This window comes from Sphingomonas sorbitolis, assembly GCF_036663875.1.
GTDB lineage: Bacteria > Pseudomonadota > Alphaproteobacteria > Sphingomonadales > Sphingomonadaceae > Sphingomonas.
Window position 1 is genome coordinate 324022 of record NZ_JAXOJS010000001.1, and the last position, 18139, is coordinate 342160.

At 66.9% G+C, this 18139-nt stretch carries 11 protein-coding genes; 7 read left to right on the plus strand and 4 right to left on the minus strand.

Translation table 11 applies throughout. The annotated features are described in order from the left end of the window. Positions 1-42 precede the first annotated feature (42 nt). Together U1763_RS01285 and U1763_RS01290 are read left to right on the plus strand one after the other, a co-directional pair. Positions 43-1857: a DUF885 domain-containing protein gene (locus U1763_RS01285; protein WP_443026878.1), complete on the plus strand. Its 1815-nt coding sequence runs from the start codon at positions 43-45 to the stop codon at positions 1855-1857. Between the two features lie 107 nt (positions 1858-1964). After that, on the plus strand, positions 1965-3203 hold the full coding sequence (locus tag U1763_RS01290) for an ROK family transcriptional regulator (protein WP_332753772.1): 1239 nt from the start codon (positions 1965-1967) through the stop codon (positions 3201-3203). Positions 3204-3214: 11 nt separating this feature from the next. Here U1763_RS01290 and U1763_RS01295 read toward each other — a convergent pair whose 3' ends face one another. From U1763_RS01295 to U1763_RS01310, 4 genes are read right to left on the minus strand one after another with little or no spacing between them, the layout of a single operon-like run. Next, positions 3215-4708 carry a carboxylesterase/lipase family protein gene (locus U1763_RS01295; RefSeq protein WP_332753773.1) on the minus strand — a complete coding sequence of 498 codons (1494 nt, stop codon included), beginning with the start codon at positions 4706-4708 and terminating at the stop codon, positions 3215-3217. Further along, entirely contained in the window at positions 4705-5454 is a 750-nt protein-coding gene (locus U1763_RS01300; RefSeq protein WP_332753774.1) for an SGNH/GDSL hydrolase family protein, read from the minus strand. Before U1763_RS01300 ends, U1763_RS01295 begins: the two co-directional genes overlap by 4 nt. Then, positions 5451-7406 (minus strand): glycoside hydrolase family 97 protein, encoded by a 1956-nt coding sequence (locus U1763_RS01305; RefSeq protein ID WP_332753775.1) that lies wholly within the window; start codon positions 7404-7406, stop codon positions 5451-5453. The genes U1763_RS01300 and U1763_RS01305 overlap by 4 nt, the downstream gene beginning before the upstream one ends. Next, positions 7403-10816: a glycosyl hydrolase 2 galactose-binding domain-containing protein gene (locus U1763_RS01310; protein WP_332753776.1), complete on the minus strand. Its 3414-nt coding sequence runs from the start codon at positions 10814-10816 to the stop codon at positions 7403-7405. Before U1763_RS01310 ends, U1763_RS01305 begins: the two co-directional genes overlap by 4 nt. A 198-nt stretch (positions 10817-11014) precedes the next feature. Between U1763_RS01310 and U1763_RS01315 the strand changes: the two genes are divergently transcribed. The 5 genes from U1763_RS01315 to U1763_RS01335 all read left to right on the plus strand — a co-directional run bounded on the left by U1763_RS01315 (position 11015) and on the right by U1763_RS01335 (position 18121). Next, a complete protein-coding gene (locus tag U1763_RS01315) occupies positions 11015-11779 on the plus strand; it encodes an SDR family NAD(P)-dependent oxidoreductase (RefSeq protein WP_132896391.1) in 765 nt (254 codons plus the stop codon). A gap of 4 nt (positions 11780-11783) precedes the next feature. After that, on the plus strand, positions 11784-12677 hold the full coding sequence (locus U1763_RS01320; RefSeq protein ID WP_332753777.1) for a glycoside hydrolase family protein: 894 nt from the start codon (positions 11784-11786) through the stop codon (positions 12675-12677). 264 nt (positions 12678-12941) lie between these two features. Next, on the plus strand, positions 12942-14033 hold the full coding sequence (locus tag U1763_RS01325) for a metallophosphoesterase (RefSeq protein ID WP_332753778.1): 1092 nt from the start codon (positions 12942-12944) through the stop codon (positions 14031-14033). Positions 14034-14102: 69 nt separating this feature from the next. Continuing rightward, complete coding sequence (locus U1763_RS01330; RefSeq protein WP_332753779.1) at positions 14103-16229, plus strand: M3 family metallopeptidase; 2127 nt, start codon at positions 14103-14105, stop codon at positions 16227-16229. After that, positions 16229-18121: a S9 family peptidase gene (locus tag U1763_RS01335; protein WP_332753780.1), complete on the plus strand. Its 1893-nt coding sequence runs from the start codon at positions 16229-16231 to the stop codon at positions 18119-18121. The genes U1763_RS01330 and U1763_RS01335 overlap by 1 nt, the downstream gene beginning before the upstream one ends. Positions 18122-18139 lie beyond the last annotated feature (18 nt).

Consider the following 18139-nt stretch of genomic DNA (forward strand, 5'->3'; position numbering starts at 1 on the left):
CCGATAGCCGCGTGTTTGCGGTGGGGGAATTTGCCGGTGTCGATCAAGCTGCTGCTCGCTGCGTTTCTTGCAACCACCGGCGCGAGCGCGGCGGTCGGGCAGGCGTTGCCGCCACCGACCGCGCAGGCCGGCGACAGCGCCGAGGATACCAGGCTCAAGGCGCTGTTCTATGCGAGCGACGAGGCGAGCCTGAAGCGCAACCCGGTGTCGGCGATCTTCCGCGGCGACCTGCGCTATGCGGATCATCTTGGCGACTATCTCACCGACGCGTACACTGCGGCCGAGCGGGCGGCGGCGGAGGCCGATCTCGCCGCGCTGGGCCGGATCGATCGCGCGAAGCTGTCGGCGGTCGACCAGATCGCGTATGACGTGTTCGAGACGAATACGCGGATCACGCTGCGCGGCTATGCGCCCGATCTGCTGAAGATCCAGCGCGACCTGCCGATGGATCATTTCTCGGGGTTCCAGACCTTCTATCCCGATTTCGCGTCGGGGCAGGGCGCCGCGCCGTTCAAGACGCTCGTCGATTACGAGAACAACCTGAAGCGTAATGCCGAATATGCCGCGGTGCTCGATCGCGCGATCAGGCTGTTTCGCGAGGGGATGAAGGACGGCATCGTCCAGCCGCAGCTGGTGGTCGACAACATGATCGGCCAGTTCGACAATCTGATCAAGGAGGGTGTCGAGCGCTCGACCTTCGCGGGGCCGCTCAAGACGTTCCCGGCGAGCGTCGGCGCGGCGGATCAGGCGCGGTGGCGGACGGCGTATGCGACGCAGATCCGCGACGTGATCCTGCCGGCCGAACAGCGGATGCGCGATTTCCTCGCCAACGAATACCGCGCCAAGGCGCGCGACAGCGTCGGGCTGTCGGCGATCCCGGGCGGGGCGAAGCTGTATGCGTATCTGATCGAGCAGAACACGACGCTGCCACTGTCCGCGGACGCGGTCCATTCGCTGGGTCTGTCCGAAGTCGCGCGGTTGCTGAAGGACATGGAGACGCAGAAGCGGGCGGTCGGCTTCAAGGGGACGTTGCCCGAGTTCTTCACCTATCTGCGGACCGATCCGAAGTTCGCGCCTGCGTCGGCCGAGAAGCTCCGCGAGGGCTATCAGGCGATCGAGACGAAGATCTACAAGCGGATCCCCGAGCAGTTCTCGCTGGTGCCCAAGACCAAGCTCGAAATCCGCGCGGTGCCGGCGTTCAAGGAAAAGACCGAGGCAGGCGGCTCGTATCAGGGCGGTACGCCCGACGGAACGCGGCCGGGCGTTTTCTATTACAACACCTATGATCTGCCGTCGCGCTACACCTGGGAGATGGAGACGCTGTTCCTGCACGAGGGCGTGCCGGGGCATCATTTCCAGATCAGTCTCGCACAGGAGAACACCGCGCTGCCCGCGTTCATGCGGTTCGGCGGGAATACCGCTTATGTCGAAGGCTGGGCGCTGTATTCGGAGAGCCTGTGGAAGGAACTGGGCGTCGAGACCGATCCGTATCAGCGGATGGGCGGGCTGAACGACGAGATGCTGCGCGCGATGCGGCTGGTGGTCGATAGCGGCATCCATGCCAAGGGTTGGACGCGCGACCAGGCGATCGAATACATGCTCGCGAATTCGCCGATGGCGCGGACCGACGCGACCGCGGAGGTCGAGCGCTACATCGCGATTCCGGGGCAGGCGCTGGCGTACAAGGTCGGCCAGCTGACGATCGCGCGGACCAAGGCGAAAGCGAAGGCGGCACTGGGTGCGAAGTTCGATCCGCGCGGCTTCCATGCGCAGGTGCTCGATACCGGCGCGCTGCCTATGCCGGTGCTGGAGAAGAAGATCGACCGCTGGATCACCGCTGGCGGCGCCACGCGCTGACGGCATTCCAGAAGAATACCAAAATGATTTTTTGAATGTTGACTTGGGTTCGGTGACGGGGGACGATCGACAATACCAAAATGGGATCTTTCAAGATCGCCGGAGGGATGAGGTTGAATTTTTCGGATTTCGAGCCGGCGGTCCAAGGCGGGGTTACCGCGGACGAGCGTGCGGTGCGGCTTGGGCCGAGCCTGTCGGGCACCAACCTGGAACGCGCGGGCGATTATAACCAGCGCGTCGTGCTGCAGGTGATCCGGCGCAATCCGGACATCACCCGCAGCGAAATCGCGGCGATGACCAACCTGACCTCGCCGACGATCGCCAACATCACGGCCAGGCTGTTCGACGCCGAGCTGATCGTCGATGCCGGTCGCCGCACCGGTGCCCGCGGCCAGCCCGCGGTGCGGTTGCGGATCAATCCCGATGGCTGCTTCGCGATCGGCCTCAACATCGACCGCGACCATGTGACGTTGGTGTCGCTCGATCTGGCGGGCACGGTCCGATCGCGATTCACCCGGCAGATCGCGTTCGCGATGCCCGAAGACGTCGTCGCGATCGTGCGGACCGGTCTTGCCGAGATCGAGCAGAGCGGCGTGATCCGCGCCGACCGCGTGCTCGGCGTCGGTGTCGCGCTGCCCGACGACCTCGGTCGCGTCGTCCTGCCGCACCGGCCCGAGGGGTATGAGCGCTGGGGCGAGGTCGATCTTCAGGCGTTGCTCGCCGACGTCGTGCCGTGGTCGATCCATATCGACAACGACGCCGCCGCCGCCGCGATCGGCGAGGCGCAGTTCGGCAGCGGCCTCGATCACGCCAGTGTCTTCTACATCCTGATCAGCGCCGGGCTCGGCGGCGGGATCGTGATCGACGGCACCTATTATCGCGGTGCCGACGCGCGCAGCGGCGAGATCGGCTTCCTGCCGCTGGCGGACGATCCGTCGCGTGTCTTGCAGGACGTCGTATCGCTGTCGGCATTGGCCGAGCGACTTGAAACCGCGGGGCTGTCGATCGCCGGACTCGATCCGACGCAGATGTTCTCCGAGGCCCACGCGCCGCATCTCGAGACCTGGATCGAGGAGGCGTCGACCGCGCTCGTGCCCGCGCTGACCGCGATCAACTGCCTGATCAATCCGGCCGCGATCCTGCTTGGCGGACGCCTGCCCGATGCGATCCTCGATCGTCTTGCGGCCGAAACGTCGCGCAAGTTGACCGCCGCGGCGCCCAATATCCCGGCCTCCGCACCGATCCGCCGTGCGACGCTATCGCGCGATGCGCCGGCGGTCGGCGCGGCGATCCTGCCGTTCCTCGACCGGATGCTCCCCTCCGACGCGATCTTGATCAAGTCCTAACTCTGGGACGATCAGGGCGTGTCGCGTAACCCGCAGATCGCGCCGCGAAGATCGGTGCGCGCCATCGGTCCGGTCTGTTCGAACACGAAATAGCCGCGTTTGCCGAGCGAATAGGCCGGCCAGTGCGGCAGTCCGGCGCCGTTGGGATCGCCGTTCTTCACGAAATTCGCCCAATAGGCGGAGAGTGGCGGCTCGCCCGGTTTGGCTGGGTTGAAGACGTAACCGAGCTCGCTTGCGTGGCTGACGGTGCCGCCCGGTGGCGCATAGTCGAACTGATATTGCCAGACCGGGACGCCGACGCGCGTGAGGGCTTTCGAGAGCGCGACGGTGGGGCAACGGAAGGTGAGGTCGTTGGCGAGCTGCACGGTGACGTCCCCGAGCCTCGGGTCGGTGACCGGGTTACCGCCCGGCTGGAGCCCGTAGAGCGCTGCTGCGCGATCGGCATTTGGTCCGAATTCTCGGCGGATCGTCGCGGCCGCCGCGGGCAGGCCGCCGTGCAGCGTCAGTTCGCGTGCGTTTATGCCGGCGATCAGCGGTGCGCGCGAGACTTTGCCGGTGGCGAGCAGATGCGCGGGCGTATCGGTCAGGACGCGGCCATCGACCACCGCCTGCAACCAGATGAAGCTGTCGTCGTCGAGATTGGGGACGTCGACCGCGTCCTGCGCGGCGAGGATAGAGTCCACCGGTAGCGTGCGGAGCTGGGCCGCGGTCGCCGCCGCGGGTAGCCCGGCGGTCGTGGCGATCAGCGCGCCGAGACGCTCGTTCTGTGCAAGGCTCCGCGGGGCGACGCCGAAGCCGGCCGTCCCGCTTTCCTGGATCGCCTGCGCGAACAGCGTGCGCGAGGCTGGGGCGAGGCGGTGCAGCGCGACGTCCTGCGCGCCGGCGGACTCACCGGCGATCGTGACGCGGCGTGGGTCGCCACCGAACCGCGCGATGTTGCGCTGGACCCAGCCGAGTGCGGCCTGCTGGTCCATCAGTGCGTAGTTGCCCGAATGGCCGCCTTGTTCGCGGCTGAGCGCAGGGTGCGATAGAAAGCCGAGTGCACCGAGGCGGTACTGGACGCTGACGAGCACGATGCCGGCATCGGTGATCTTCGATTCCACCGTGCCGCCGCCAGCGCCGGCGCGGTTGGCACCGCCGTGGATCCAGACGAGGACGGGAAGGGGCTTGTCAGCCGTATCGGCACCGGCCAGCTTCGGCGTGCGGACATCGAGGAACAGGCAGTCTTCGGCACTGGTCTGGGCCGCAGCGCGGTTCCAGTCGCCATAGACCAGCTGCGCGCAGGCGGGGTGCTCGGCGATCGTGTCGACGGGACTCGTCCAGGGTGCGGGGCGCTCGGGCGCACGCCAGCGCAGCGGGCCGACCGGCGGCTTGGCGAACCGGATGCCACGGAACACCGCGCCGCCACCGGTGAGCGCGGCACCGCGGACCGGTCCGTCGTCGGTACGGACCACCGGGCCAGAAGCAGCCGGAGCAGCGGCGGCGAGCGCGAGCGCAAAGATCACCGGGCGATCGCCTTTGGCGCAGGCTTTGCCAGCGCCGAGCGGATCGCGGCCTCGGCGACCGGGCCCATCACCGCGTACCCCGCCTTGTTCGGGTGGACGCCGTCATAGGTCAGGCTCGCGCGCAACGCCTTGCCGTCGTGCAGCGCGGTCCAGTAATCGGCATAGGTCGAGTTGGTCTGCGCGGCGTAGGTCTTCAGCCACGCATTCATCGCCGCGATCTTGTCGGCGGTTTCGAGACCCGGACGCCAAGGGAAGTTAGCAGCCGGCGGGATCGAGGCGAGGATGACGCGGATACCGTGCGCGCGCGCGAGTTCGGCCATCGTCATGATGTTCGCCTTCGACTGGTCGGGCGTCATCGGCCCGGTATTACCGGCGATGTCGTTGGTGCCTGCCATGATCTGTACCACGGCCGGCTTCAGGTCGATCACGTCCTGGCGAAAGCGCAGCACCATCTGCGGCGTGGTCTGCCCGCCGATGCCGCGACCGAAGCGGTTGTTGTCGGCAAAGAACGCCGGGCCCATGTCGAACCAGCCTTGCGTGATCGAGTCGCCGATGAACACCACGCGCGGCTGTGCGCCCTTGGCAGAGACCGCCGCATTGGCCTGTTGATAGCGGCCGAGCCAGGCCCAGTCGGTGTGCAGCCGGTCTTCGGCTTCGCGCGCCGCCTTGGCCTTGGCGTCTTCGGTCTGCGCGACGGCGGGCGTGGCCATGGCAACCAGCGAGAGGGCAACGAGCAGGGACTTCATCGTTCGGTCTCCAGGATCACCGCGGCGCCACCCGACGCGGCCAGTTCGAGGGTCAGGCGGTCTGCTTTGGTTACGGTCGTCCGCTCGGTTACCAAGTCGGTCGGTGCGGTGCCATCGGTCCAGCGACGCGCGACATATCTGCCGGTGCCGAGGAAGCCGAGCGGGAGCGTCACGGTGCGCGCGGCATCGGTCATGGCGCCGATATACCAGCGCTTTCCCTTGCGGCGCGCAATCGCGACATAGTCGCCGATGTCACCCGCCAGGAAGCGCGTCTCGTCCCAGGTCGCCGGCACGTCGCGGAGGAAATCGAGCCCGGGCTGGCCGCGATACGCGTCGGGCGAGTCCGCGACGCTGCCGAGTGGGCTCTCATACACCACGTACATGGCGAGGCCGGCGGCGCGCGTCGTCTGGACCTCGGGTGCGGTCGCGGTGATGCGGAACGTCGCGGGTGTGCGGTTGCGATACCCGCCCGGCGTATAGTCCATCGGCCCGGCGAGCATCCGCGTATAGGCGAGCGTGATGTTGTGCCGCGCGGTGATCCGCCGCGTCCATTTGTTGTATTCCGCGCCGAGCACACCCTCCTGGGTGATGAAGTTCGGCCAGGTCCGCGTCATGCCCCATGGATGCGTCGCGCCGTGCAGATCGAGCAGCAGATGGCGCCTGGCGGTCGCCGCGGCGAGACGAAGGTAGAAGCCGATCATGACCTGGTCGTCGCGGTTCATGAAGTCGACCTTGATCCCCTTGAGGCCCCATGCCGCAACCTGGTCGAGGATCCGGTCCATATCCTGGTCGAGCAGCTTCCAATGGATCCAGACGATCAGGCCGACACCGCGCTGGCGTCCGTACGTGACCAGTCCGGGCAGGTCGATCGCGGCGATTGGCTTGGTCGGATCGGCACCGGGACGCAGCGCCGCGCCGTCGCCGCTGTTCGCGTACCAGCCATCGTCGATCATCATGTACGGCAGCGCGGTCTGCGCGGCGAAATCGATGAAGCGCTTGATCGTGGCGTCGTTGGTGCCGGCGTTGGGCACGCCCGCGAGGACCGGGCCGGACCACCAGTCCCAGGCGGTCTTGCCGGGCTTTACCCACGAGAAGTCGCCGACCGGCGCGGGGTTGAGGCTGGTGAGCAATGTGTTCTCGATGAGCGCACCCGGGTTCGCACCGACCATGACGACCCGCCACGGCGAGCGCAGACCGGCGCCGACCTCGGCTTTCACCGCGATATCGGGATCGTCGGGGCGACGGGCGAGCTTGGCGGCGACGCCGAGCGCGCCGGTCTCGGTGCCGGTCAGGTACATTGCGGGCCAGTCGGTTACGTCCGCTTCCGCGAAGGCCAGCGCCGGGCCGCCATTCCCGGTCGCGCAGACCAGCGGCAGTTCGTAGAGGTTGTGCGGGCGGATCGCCGAAGCGCGCACCGGATCATATTCCCCCTCGTGGCTGGTGCCGAAGCTCCCGAGATTGAGACCGTGACAGGCATAATCGGCGGGGAAGGCGAACTGGCTCAGTTCGTTGGCGATCCGCACCGAGGTGAGGGTCGGCTGGCGCGGGATGGCGTAGCGGAATGCGATCCCGCTGTCGTAGGCGCGCAGAACGATATCGAGCTTGCGGCCGGTCGCGAGCGGCTCGGCATAATGGACGACGATCTCGTTATAGCGATCGTCGACGCGCGACACCTTGCCCGCGGGCAGCGTGTAGCGATCGGTGCCCGACCGACGATCGATGGTCGCGACCTTCAGTCCGTTCGCGAGCTTGGCATAATGTTCGAACTCGAGCCCGAGCGTCGACGGGGACAAGAGCGTCTGCCCGCCGACATCGAGCCGGTAGGTCGGCTGGTCCTGGTCGTTGGTGCCCAAAGTCACGGTGATGCGCCCGTCCGGCGATGCAAGCGACTGTGCTGAAGCCGTGGCCGAGACAGTCGACAGCAACGCTGCGGCGAGGATCAGGCCCTTCATCGTGCCACCACGCGCGACGCGGCGACGTTCCAGCCGCGTAGGGTGACGCTGGGGGACGGTGCCTTCGCGGTCGGGTAGCGGATCTCGATACTTCGGGTCTCGCCGGGGAGCAGCGAGACGTAATTGTCGCTGAAATACGCCGGCAGGACCTGCGTGCCGTCGGCGTTCATCACCGTCAGCTTGGTTTCGATCGCGGGCGTCGGGCTGGCGTTGGTCAGCGTCACCGTCGCGACGGTCTCCGCGCCGTCGATCCGGGTGGTTGCGGTGCTGCCGAGCGTCACCGCGGCCAGCGTGTTGAGCGCCTGGAACGCGGCATCGTCCTTCGCCTGCCAGTAGAAGTTGGTCGACAGCCGCTTGCCCGCAGCGTCGGTCGCTTCGAGCCGGACCAGTGCGATGCCCTGTTGCAGCAGCGGCGCGAGATCGAGCGTGAAGGCATCGGTGGTCGCCTCGCGCGGCGCGGCGATCGTCGCGGTGCGATCGGCGAGCGTGCGGTTGTCGAGGCTGACGACCTTGGCGGTGACCTTGACGCCGCGCAGGTCGGCGAGCCGGTTGTTGACCAGTACCACCTTCCAGTCGGGCAGGTTCATCTGGACATGGATCGGCTCCGACGCCTTCTTGACGCCGTAGAACGACGCTTGTGTGTCGTAGTCCGACGAGAAGATCTGCCACGCCGAGGACGGCCAGGCGGGTTGCGTCATCCACAGTATCCGGCCGCTATGCTCGGTCCACAACCGCGCGTTCATCCCCTCGAAGATCGCGCGGTACGATTCATACTGCATCATCTGCGCCTTGCGCTCGAAATCGGCGAGATTGGTGCCAGCACCGAAGCGCGTGGCGAGCACGTCCATGTACGTCTTCACCGCGCCGTTCCCGGTCTGATGCCAGTCATGATACGCCCAGCTGTCGCTGATCGGCCACTGGTCCGCCGCGGGGATCGCGCGTTGCCACGCCTCCAGCGTCGGCAACGACGGCGTGCCGCTCTCGACCGAGAAGCCCTTGGCGTGTTCGGTGAAATACTCGACTGGCGGGCGCCAGTTATACGGGCCGGAGTTCTGCAGGTTCACGCGATTGGACGAGCCCATATAGAGCCGCGTGCCGTCCTCCTTGTCGATCAGCGTCTCCAGCGCCTCGTTGAGGATCGGCTGCGGCACGCCCTCGTTGCGGCCGAACCAGGCGACGATCGACGGGTGGTTGCGATAGCGCTTCACGACGTCGGTCGCGTTGGTCATGAACAACGCGGGATCCTGCGTCTCGAGATTGTAATCCTGCGTCGATTCCCAGAAATCGTTGAGGATCATCAGCCCGTATTCGTCGGCGAGGTCGTAGAAAGTGTCCTCCGTGTTCTGGCCGACCCAGTTGCGGATGATGTTGAGGTGCGCGTCCTTGTGGAGGCGGAAGAACGGCTCGAGGCGTGCGCGGTCGACGCGCTTCATGAAGTCGTCCATGCCGATATTGCCGCCACGCGCCGCGATCTTCACGCCGTTGACGCGGATCACGAGATAGGGGGACAGCCCGTCCTGGCCCTTGATCGGCGTCACCGCGGGCGATTTTTCCGCGCCGGGAACGAGGCTTGCAGCCCAGCCGTTCGACACCTTGCGGATGCCGGTGTGCGTGCTGTCGACGATCCGCTCGCCACGCTGGCGCGCCTTGGACAGGTCGATGCCGACGCGGTCGAGATCGCCGTCCTGGTCCATCAGCGAGATGTCGTAGGTCACCTGGCGGATGCCGAAGCGGACATGCCTGGTGTCGCTGGTCGTGCCGTCGACGGTTGCGGTCAAAGTCAGGTCGTGCAGCGCCGGGTCGCCGTACCCGTTGGGCCACCAGAGCTTGGGATTGCGCACCGTCAGCTGCGGGAAGTCGGCTGGCTTCATTACCACGGTCGTCGTCTGGCCGGGTGCGAGCGTCACCGGCTTCTCGACCGAGACGCCGTCGAACGCCGCGCGGACGATCGCGGTCACGGCGCGGTCGGTGGGATTGGCGACCGGGACGCCGATCTCGATCTCCGCGACGCTGTTGTCGGGCTTGGGCAAGGTCGTGACGACCTGCGCGTCGCCGAGCGTCGCCGCGCCGCTCGTGGTCAGCGTCACGCCGCGCCACATGCCGGTGTTCCGATCGCGGATGCTGGGGATCCAGTCCCAGCCCTCGGTCGCGACGAAGGTCGGGCCGTCGAGCATCATCATCCCGCCATTCTCGCCCACCCCTGCGGTCAGCGACTCCTCGTGCGCGATGCCGGGATGCGGCGGCGGCGAGACCTTCACCGCGATCGCGTTGCGACCGGGGCGCAGCTTGCCGGTGACGTCGAACTGTCCACGCACGAACGCGCCCTTCATCGTGCCGATCGGCGCACCGTTCAGCCAGATTTCGGCGCTGTAGTTGACGCCGTCGAAGGTCAGCATTTGACGCTTGCCCGTGGTTTCGGCGGGCGCATCGAACTCGGTACGATACCAATAATCCTGCCGCGCTAGGCCTTCGGGGATCGTCATGTTGTTGAGGCCGTAGGCGGGGTCGGCATAGACGCCGCGGTCGACCAGGGTCGTCAGCACCGTGCCCGGCACCGTCGCGACATACCAGCGCGAGGCATCGAACCCGGCGCGGCTGAGCGTCGAGCCCGGCGCGGTCACCTTGGGTGCCTCGGCCAGCTTCCAGCCGGCGACGGTCCATTCGCCGGGACGGACCGCGACGATCGCCGGGCCCGTCGGCAGGGGCTTAGCGACCGGCGCCGGGAAGGGGGCCTTCGAGACGGGGCGTGTCCACGCATCCTGCTGGACGGTCTGGCCGAGCGACTGGCGGACCTGCACCGGCCAGTCGGGGCTGCCGTTCTGATAGAGCGTCAGCGCTGCGTCGGGCGTCGTGCCCGCCTGCGTGCGTACCGCGGCGGCATCGAGCGCGCCGGCCTGCAGCGCGAAGCCTGCGACGCGGCCTACGAAGACCGGACCGGCTCCCCGCGGGGCAATCGTCGCGACCGGAGCGACCGGCGCCACCGTCAGGCGACGCTGCGCCACCTGCCGCCCGTCGACGAACAGCCGTGCTTGCGTGCCGTCGAAGGTCGCGGCGACGTGATGCCATGTGCCTGCCGTGATGCGCGCGCTGGCGGCCAGCACGCCGGCTTCGGTGACGAGGCTGGGGCGACCTTGATCGAGCGCGAGATAGCGGCGCGCGCCGGTCGTGGCGTCGCCAAATCCTGCAACCAGAGCGGTACCGTTCGGGATCGCTTTCGGTTCGAGCCAGGTCGACATCGTCCAACTCTGCGCATCGATCGCGACGGCACGATCGCCGCCGATCGCGGTCCTGACGCTATCGCCGCCAGCAGGCGCGACGACGTTGAAGGGGCCATAGGTCTGCGCCGTCGCCGCCGTGGCGCCGCACAAGGCCAGCATCGAAATCGTGCTTGCGAACAGACGGTTGCGCATTCTCACCCTCCCGGAAAGCGGGATCTTGGTCGCCCCGCCGAACTGCGCCGCATCAAGCACAGGCGTCGGAAAAAGCCAAATTGAATTGCAGATTGTCGGAGGGCGGCATCATGTCGTCGCCCTGACAGCAAATTCATTTGCACCGCGGCGCGGTTGAGCGCTTGCGACGGGGTGAGAAAACAGACGTCAGGAATAGCCATGTTCGAGCAACGGGTCGCGATCGTCACGGGTGGGGAATCGGGGATCGGCGCGGCCTGCGCCAAGGCGTTGGGCGATGCCGGTGCGCGCGTCGTGATCACCTATTTCAAGGATGTCGCGGCGGCGAACGCGGTCTGCGCATCGATCGGTAAGGGTCGCGCGATCGCAGTGCAGACCAATGTCGGCGACGAGGCGGCGGTCGAACAGCTCTTTGCCACCGCCGAAAAGGCGTTCGGCACGGTCGACTTGCTGGTGAATTCGGCGGGGCTCAACATGACCGGGGTCAATCTGGTCGATATGGAGTTGGCGCAATTCGACCGGGTGATCCGATCGGATCTGTACGGGCCGTTCCTGACCTGCCGGCGGATGGTGCGCGCTCTGGAGGCGAAGGCGGCGAAGGGGCGGATCGTCAACATCTCGTCGATCCACGAACGCGCGCCGCGGCCCGGCGGGGTCGATTACGATTCGGCCAAGGGTGGCCTGTCGCAGCTGACCGCGACGCTCGCGCTCGAACTCGCGCCGAAGGGGATCGCGGTCAACGGCGTCGCGCCGGGGATGATCCTGACGCCGATGAACCAGTCCGCGCTCGATCATCCGGAGGAACTGGCGGCGAAGGAAGCGGCGATCCCGTGGAAGCGTGCGGGGCGGCCCGACGAGGTCGCTGCGCTGGTCGTGTTCCTGCTGTCGCCGGCGGCGGATTATATCACCGGTACGACCGTGACGATCGACGGTGCGCTGTCGCTGACCGTCGCACAGGGGGCCTGATCCGATGCTGAGTTATGTCGTCGAGCAGCTCGACACCGTGACGATCTCGGCGGCGTCGCCGATCGACGGGATGGACCTGATGAGTCCGTTCGTCTGGAAGGAAGGCGAGCTGTACCGCGTGATGATCCGCGGCGTGCCGCATCCGCTTGGGGCGCATGATCCGACCGGGATCATCGCCGGCGGGGCGAGCAGGGACGGGCTGCATTTCCAGATGGATCCGGGGCTGGCGATAGTGCCGGGACCGGGGCCTGCCGATCTCGGCGGGTGCGAGGATCCGACCGTGCTCGTCACCGGTCGCGAATATCTGGTCTATTATACCGGCGTCGATGCGGCGCGTGCGCAGGGCTCGATGATCCTCGCGGCGGGGCGCGAGCTCACCGCGCTGGCGAAGGAGGACCTGGTGCTCAAGGCGCCACCGGGCGAGGGTAACATCAAGGAGGCGACGCTGGCGCAGACCGCGGCGGGCGACTGGCGGCTGTTCTACGAATATGCCGCGAACGAGGCGTCTCGGATCGGCATGGCCAGCGCACCGACCGCGAAGGGCCCGTGGACCGTCCTGCCCGACCCGTTCGGGATTCGCGAGGACAGCTGGGATAACTGGCATCTGTCGACCGGGCCGATCATCCAGGTCGGCGACCGGGATCCGGTGATGTTCTATAACGGCGCGACGCATGATGCGCGCTGGCGGATCGGCTGGATCAGCTTCGATCCGGCGTTCACGCACGTGACCGGGCGCGGGATCGAGCCGATGCTGGTGCCGCCGCCCGCGCTCAGCCGCGAGGCGACCGATATCGCGTTCGCCGCGTCGACGGTGATCGAGGGCGACCGAATCGCGCTGTATTTCTCGCTGGAGGATCGGATGCTGCGGCGGGCGCTGATCGGGGTGTATTCTCGGTAGTGTCTTCATCCTCCCCCGCTAGGGGGAGGTGGCTGGCGCTTGCCAGACGGAGGGGGCGGTAAGGGTTTACCGCTGTTCCGTGTCCTCCCCCTCTGTCTCGCTACCCGATCCACCTCCCCCTTGCGGGGGAGGATTGGTAAGCAGAAAGTTGCAGCGAAGGCGGCTGTCCGGCGTTATCGAGGCGCGCCGTCCTCGGTCCACGGGGCGCGCCGCCAAAGGACCAATCCGATCTTTCAGCTGATCTTTTCGCTGCCGTGCCTGTACGTGATCGGCCGATGGCTCTGGCCGCTGTCGCTGGCGATCCCGGTCAAGCTCGGCGTCGCGGTGCTGTTGCTGCTCGCCTCGCAATATCATTCGTGGAGCCGGCTCTCGTCAGGATCGGTGTTCGCACCCGAATTCCCCCGCGCGATCGTCATCGCATTCAACTGGGCGTTCGGGGCGATCCTGTTGCTCGCGCTCCTGCAGATCCTCGTCGATCTCGGTACGCTGGTGATGCTGATCGTCCAGCGCGGCACGGTCGTCCCCGACGGTGTGCGCTATGCGATCGCTGCACTCGCCGCTTTGCTCGCGGCGATCGGCGTCGCCAACGCGATCCGCGTGCCGCCGGTGGTGGATGTCGAGGTTGCGATCCGCGACTTGCCGCCGCAGTTCGATGGCTATCGGCTGTTGCAGCTCACCGATCTGCATATCAGCCGGCTGTTTCCGGCGGCGTGGGCGCGGAAGGTCGTCGACCGGGCGAATGCGTCGGAGGGCGATCTGATCGTGGTGACCGGCGACTTCATCGACGGATCGGTGGCGATGCGGCGTGCGGACGTTGCGCCGCTCGCCGAGCTGCGTGCGCCCGACGGCGTCTACGCGATCCCCGGCAATCACGAATATTTCTTCGATTACGCCGCATGGATGCGGCATCTGACGGGGATGGGCATCCGCATGCTGCCCAACGCGCATATGCTGCTCGCGCGCGGCGATGCGCGGCTGGTGATCGCCGGCGTGACCGATCTGTCCGCGCCCGCGGTCGGGCAGGCGGGACCGGATCTTGGCGCCGCATTGGCCGGCGCTCCCAAGTCCGCCCCCGTCGTGCTGCTCGATCACCAGCCGAAGATGGCGCGGCAGGCGGCGGCGCGCGGTGTCGCGCTGCAATTGTCGGGGCACACGCATGGCGGGATGATCCGCGGCTTCGATCGGATCTTCGCGCTGGCCAATGGCGGCTTCGTCTCGGGTCGCTACGACGTCGACCGCATGACGCTGTACGTCAGCAACGGCACCGGCTTGTGGCCGGGCTTCGCGCTGCGGCTCGGTCGCCCGGCCGAGATGACACGGATCACGCTGCGACGGGCGCCGCCGCACAATCAATAATGAGACATTGTAACGCCTTGGCGCTCCATGCAACAAGAGCGTCATCACTCCTGTCGTAGAGAGTCACCGATGCCGCGTTCCACCTTGCTTCGTTCCGCCGCCATTCTGTGCTGCTTCGTCAGCGCCGCCGCCCAGGCGCAGGGCGGTCGCGTCAATCCGCTGACCGTCCCCAGCACGCTGCCGTTCCAGGCGCCGCGCTTCGACCAGATCAAGGACACCGACTACCAGCCCGCGCTCGAGCAGGGCATGGCGGAACAGATCGTCGAGATGAAGGCGATCGCGAACAACCCCGCGGCGCCGACCTTCGCCAACACGATCGAGGCGATGGAGCGCTCGGGCCGGACGCTCGACCGCGCGAGCCAGGCGTTCTTCGGCGTGTCGCAGGCGAACACCAACGATGCACTCGACAAGGTCCGTAGTGCGGTGGCGCCCAAGCTCGCGCAGCACAGCGATGCGATCTATCTCGATCCCAAGCTCTTCGCGCGCGTCCAGGCGCTGTACGCGAAGAAGGACTCGCTCGGTCTCGATGCCGAGCAGAAGCAGGTCCTCGAAATCTACCACAGCGACTTCCTCCACGCCGGCGCGCAGTTGAACGACGCCGACAAGGCGAAGCTGCGGCTGCTCAACACGCAGATCTCGACCGCGACGACCGACTTCCAGCAGAAGCTGCTTGCCGGGACCAAGGCGGGCGCGCTCGTGGTCGACGACAAGGCCAAGCTCGCCGGGCTGAGCGATGCCGAGATCGCGGCGGCGGCGGAGGGCGCGAAGGAGCGGGGGATGCCCGGCAAGTACGTGCTGTCGCTCCAGAATACGACGCAGCAGCCCGCGCTCGCCTCGCTCTCCGATCGCGCGACCCGAGCGGCGCTGTTCGAGAAGAGCTGGAACCGGTCGCAGCGCGGCGACGCGAACGATACGCGCACGCTGATCCGGACGATCGCGCAGTTGCGCGCGCAGAAGGCGCAGTTGCTCGGCTATCCGAACTATGCCGCCTATTCGCTGTACGACCAGATGGCGAAGACCCCGGCGGCGGCGAAGGGGTTCATGACCCAGCTCGTTCCCGCGACCGCGGCGGAGCAGCGTCGCGAGGCGGCCGAGTTGCAGAAGACGATCGACGCGACCGGCGCGTCGTTCCCGCTCGCGCCGTCGGACTGGGATTTCTATTCGGACAAGGTGCGCAAAGCCAAGTACGACCTCGATCAGAATGAGCTGAAGCCGTATTTCGAGATTTCGCGCGTGCTGACCGACGGCGTGTTCTTCGCGGCGAACCAGCTTTACGGCGTCACCTTCAAGGAACGCCGCGATATTCCGACCTATCAGCCGGATATCCGCGTGTTCACCGTCTACGACAAGGACGGCTCCGAGCTCGGCCTGATGTATTTCGATTACTGGAAGCGCGACAACAAGGCGGGTGGCGCGTGGATGTCGAACTTCGTCGGCCAGTCGAAGCTGCTGAAGACCAAGCCGGTCGTCTATAACGTCGGCAACTTCACCAAGCCCGCGCCGGGCCAGCCCGCGCTGATCACGTTCGACGACGTGACGACGATGTTCCACGAATTCGGCCATGCGCTGCACGGGCTGTTCGCGAACCAGACCTATCCGCTCGTGTCGGGCACCAACACCGCGCGCGACTGGGTGGAGTTCCCGTCGCAGTTCAACGAGCATTGGGCGCTCGATCCCAAGGTTTTCGCGAACTATGCCAAGGATTACCGCACCGGTGCGGTGATGCCGCAGGCGCTCGTCACCAAGATCAAGAACGCGGCGAAGTTCAACCAAGGCTATGAGCTGGGCGAACTGGTCGCGGCGGCGACGCTCGATCAGGACTGGCATTCGCTGCCAGCCTCGGCCGGGCTGCAGGACGTCGATGCGTTCGAGACCAAGGCGCTGAATTCGATGGGCCTCGACACGAAGGACGTGCCGCCGCGCTATCGCACCAGCTATTTCGCGCACATCTGGGCGGGTGGCTATGCGGCGGGATACTATGCGTATCTGTGGACGCAGATGCTCGATAACGACGCGTATGCGTGGTTCATGGCGCATGGCGGGCTGACGCGCGCGAACGGCCAGCGCTTCCGCGACATGATCCTGTCAAAGGGGCATACCGAGGATTACGGTCCGATGTTCAAGGCGTTCTACGGCAAGGACCCGGATATCGGCCCGATGCTCGAAGATCGTGGTCTGACGGCGGGCGCGAAGTGATGCGCAGGTTTGCCATCGCAGCGCTGCTCGTCGCGACGCCGGCGTTCGCGCAGGCGCCGGTGCATCAATATGGTGCGCTCGCGCTCGCGCCGAAGGGGGACCGTCTCGCCAGCATCGAACCCGTCGCGCCCACGCATGCAGCAATCGTCGTGCGGCGCGTGTCGGACGGCGGCATCGTCCAGACGATCGATGTTTGCGCGACGTGCAGCTACGGCGCGCCGACCTTTGCGACCGATGGCCGGATCGCCTTCCTAGCGCGCGAGGCAGGCAAATCCCGCGCGCTGGTGATGCTGGCGGATGCCAGCGGCGCACGGCAGGTCGCGGCGATCGACGGCATCGCCCAGGCACCGCGCTTCTCGCCCGACGGTAAGCGGTTGGCGCTGCTCGTGACCTTCGGCGCGGCCAAGGAAGCCGGCGCGACGCAGGCCGGCGTGCGTCAGGTCGGCGAGATCGGCGAGACTAGCGACGAGCAACGTCTCGCGATCGTCGATCTCGCGGCCGGCACGGTCAAGCCGGTGTCGCCGGCCGATCGTTATATCTACGAATATGACTGGACCCCCGACGGGCGCGGCTTCGTCGTCACGAGCGCACCCGGCAATGGCGACAACAATTGGTGGGTGGCGACGCTCGACGCGGTCGATGCGGACACCGGCACCGTCCGCACGATCGCCAAGCCGACGACGCAGCTCAACATGCCACGCGTGTCGCCCGATGGCCGCACGGTCGCGTATATCGGTGGCCTCATGAGCGATTTCGGCTCGATCGGCGGCGATGTCTGGACCGTGCCGGTTGCCGGCGGCGTGCCCGTCAACCGGACCAAGGGCGCGAAGGCGACGGTGACCTCGCTCGACTGGACCGGCGGTGGCCTGCGCGCGGTCCGCCTGCACGGCGACGCGGCCGAGATCGCGACGCTCGATCCGACCGGCAAGACATTGGTCAGCTGGAGCCGCCCGGCAAGCTTCGCGGCGGGCGAGGGCAAGGCCGCCTATAGTGCGGACGGCCGGATCGTCGCCACCGCCGTGCAGGATTTCACGCACGGCCCGGCGATCTTCGCAGGCCCGATAGCGAAACCCCGCCAGATCACGCATGACAATGATGCGCTCCCGGCGAACGCGTCCGCGCGCAGCGTGACGTGGAAGAATGACGGGCTCGACGTCCAGGGCTGGCTGCTCGCCCCCAAATCGGCCGCCCCTGCGCGGAAAGCGGCGATGGTCACGATCGTCCATGGCGGTCCGTCGGCGGCGAATACGCCCAGCTATGTCGGTAGCGGATCGGGGCCGGCGGCGCTGCTCGACGCGGGCTATTACGTGTTCATGCCCAACCCGCGCGGCAGCTATGGCCAGGGCGAGGCGTTCACCGCCGCCAACCGCCGCGATTTCGGCGGCGGCGACCTGCGCGATATCCTCGCCGGGATCGACGCGGTCGAGAAGATCGCGCCGGTCGACGATGCGCGCCTCGGGCTTACCGGAGGCAGCTATGGCGGGTTCATGTCGATGTGGGCGAACACGCAGACCAATCGCTTCAAGGCGATCGTCGCGGGCGCCGGGCTGTCGAACTGGATCAGCTATTACGGCACCAACGGCATCGACCAGTGGATGATCCCGTTCTTCGGCAAGTCCGCCTATGACGATCCCGAGGCCTATCGTGCGGTGTCCGCGATCAGCTTCATCAAGCAGGCGAAGACGCCGACCTTCATCTATGTCGGGGAGCGCGACATCGAGGTGCCGCCGACCCAGTCGATCGAATATTGGCACGCGCTGAAGGAGTTGGGGGTACCGACCAGCCTGGTGATCTATCCCGACGAAGGCCACGGCATCCGCGCCCCCGCCAATGCCGCCGACGTCCGCAAACGATCGGTCGGATGGTTCGACCGGTATCTGAAGGCGCAGTAAGCCCGGACGGGAGAGTTT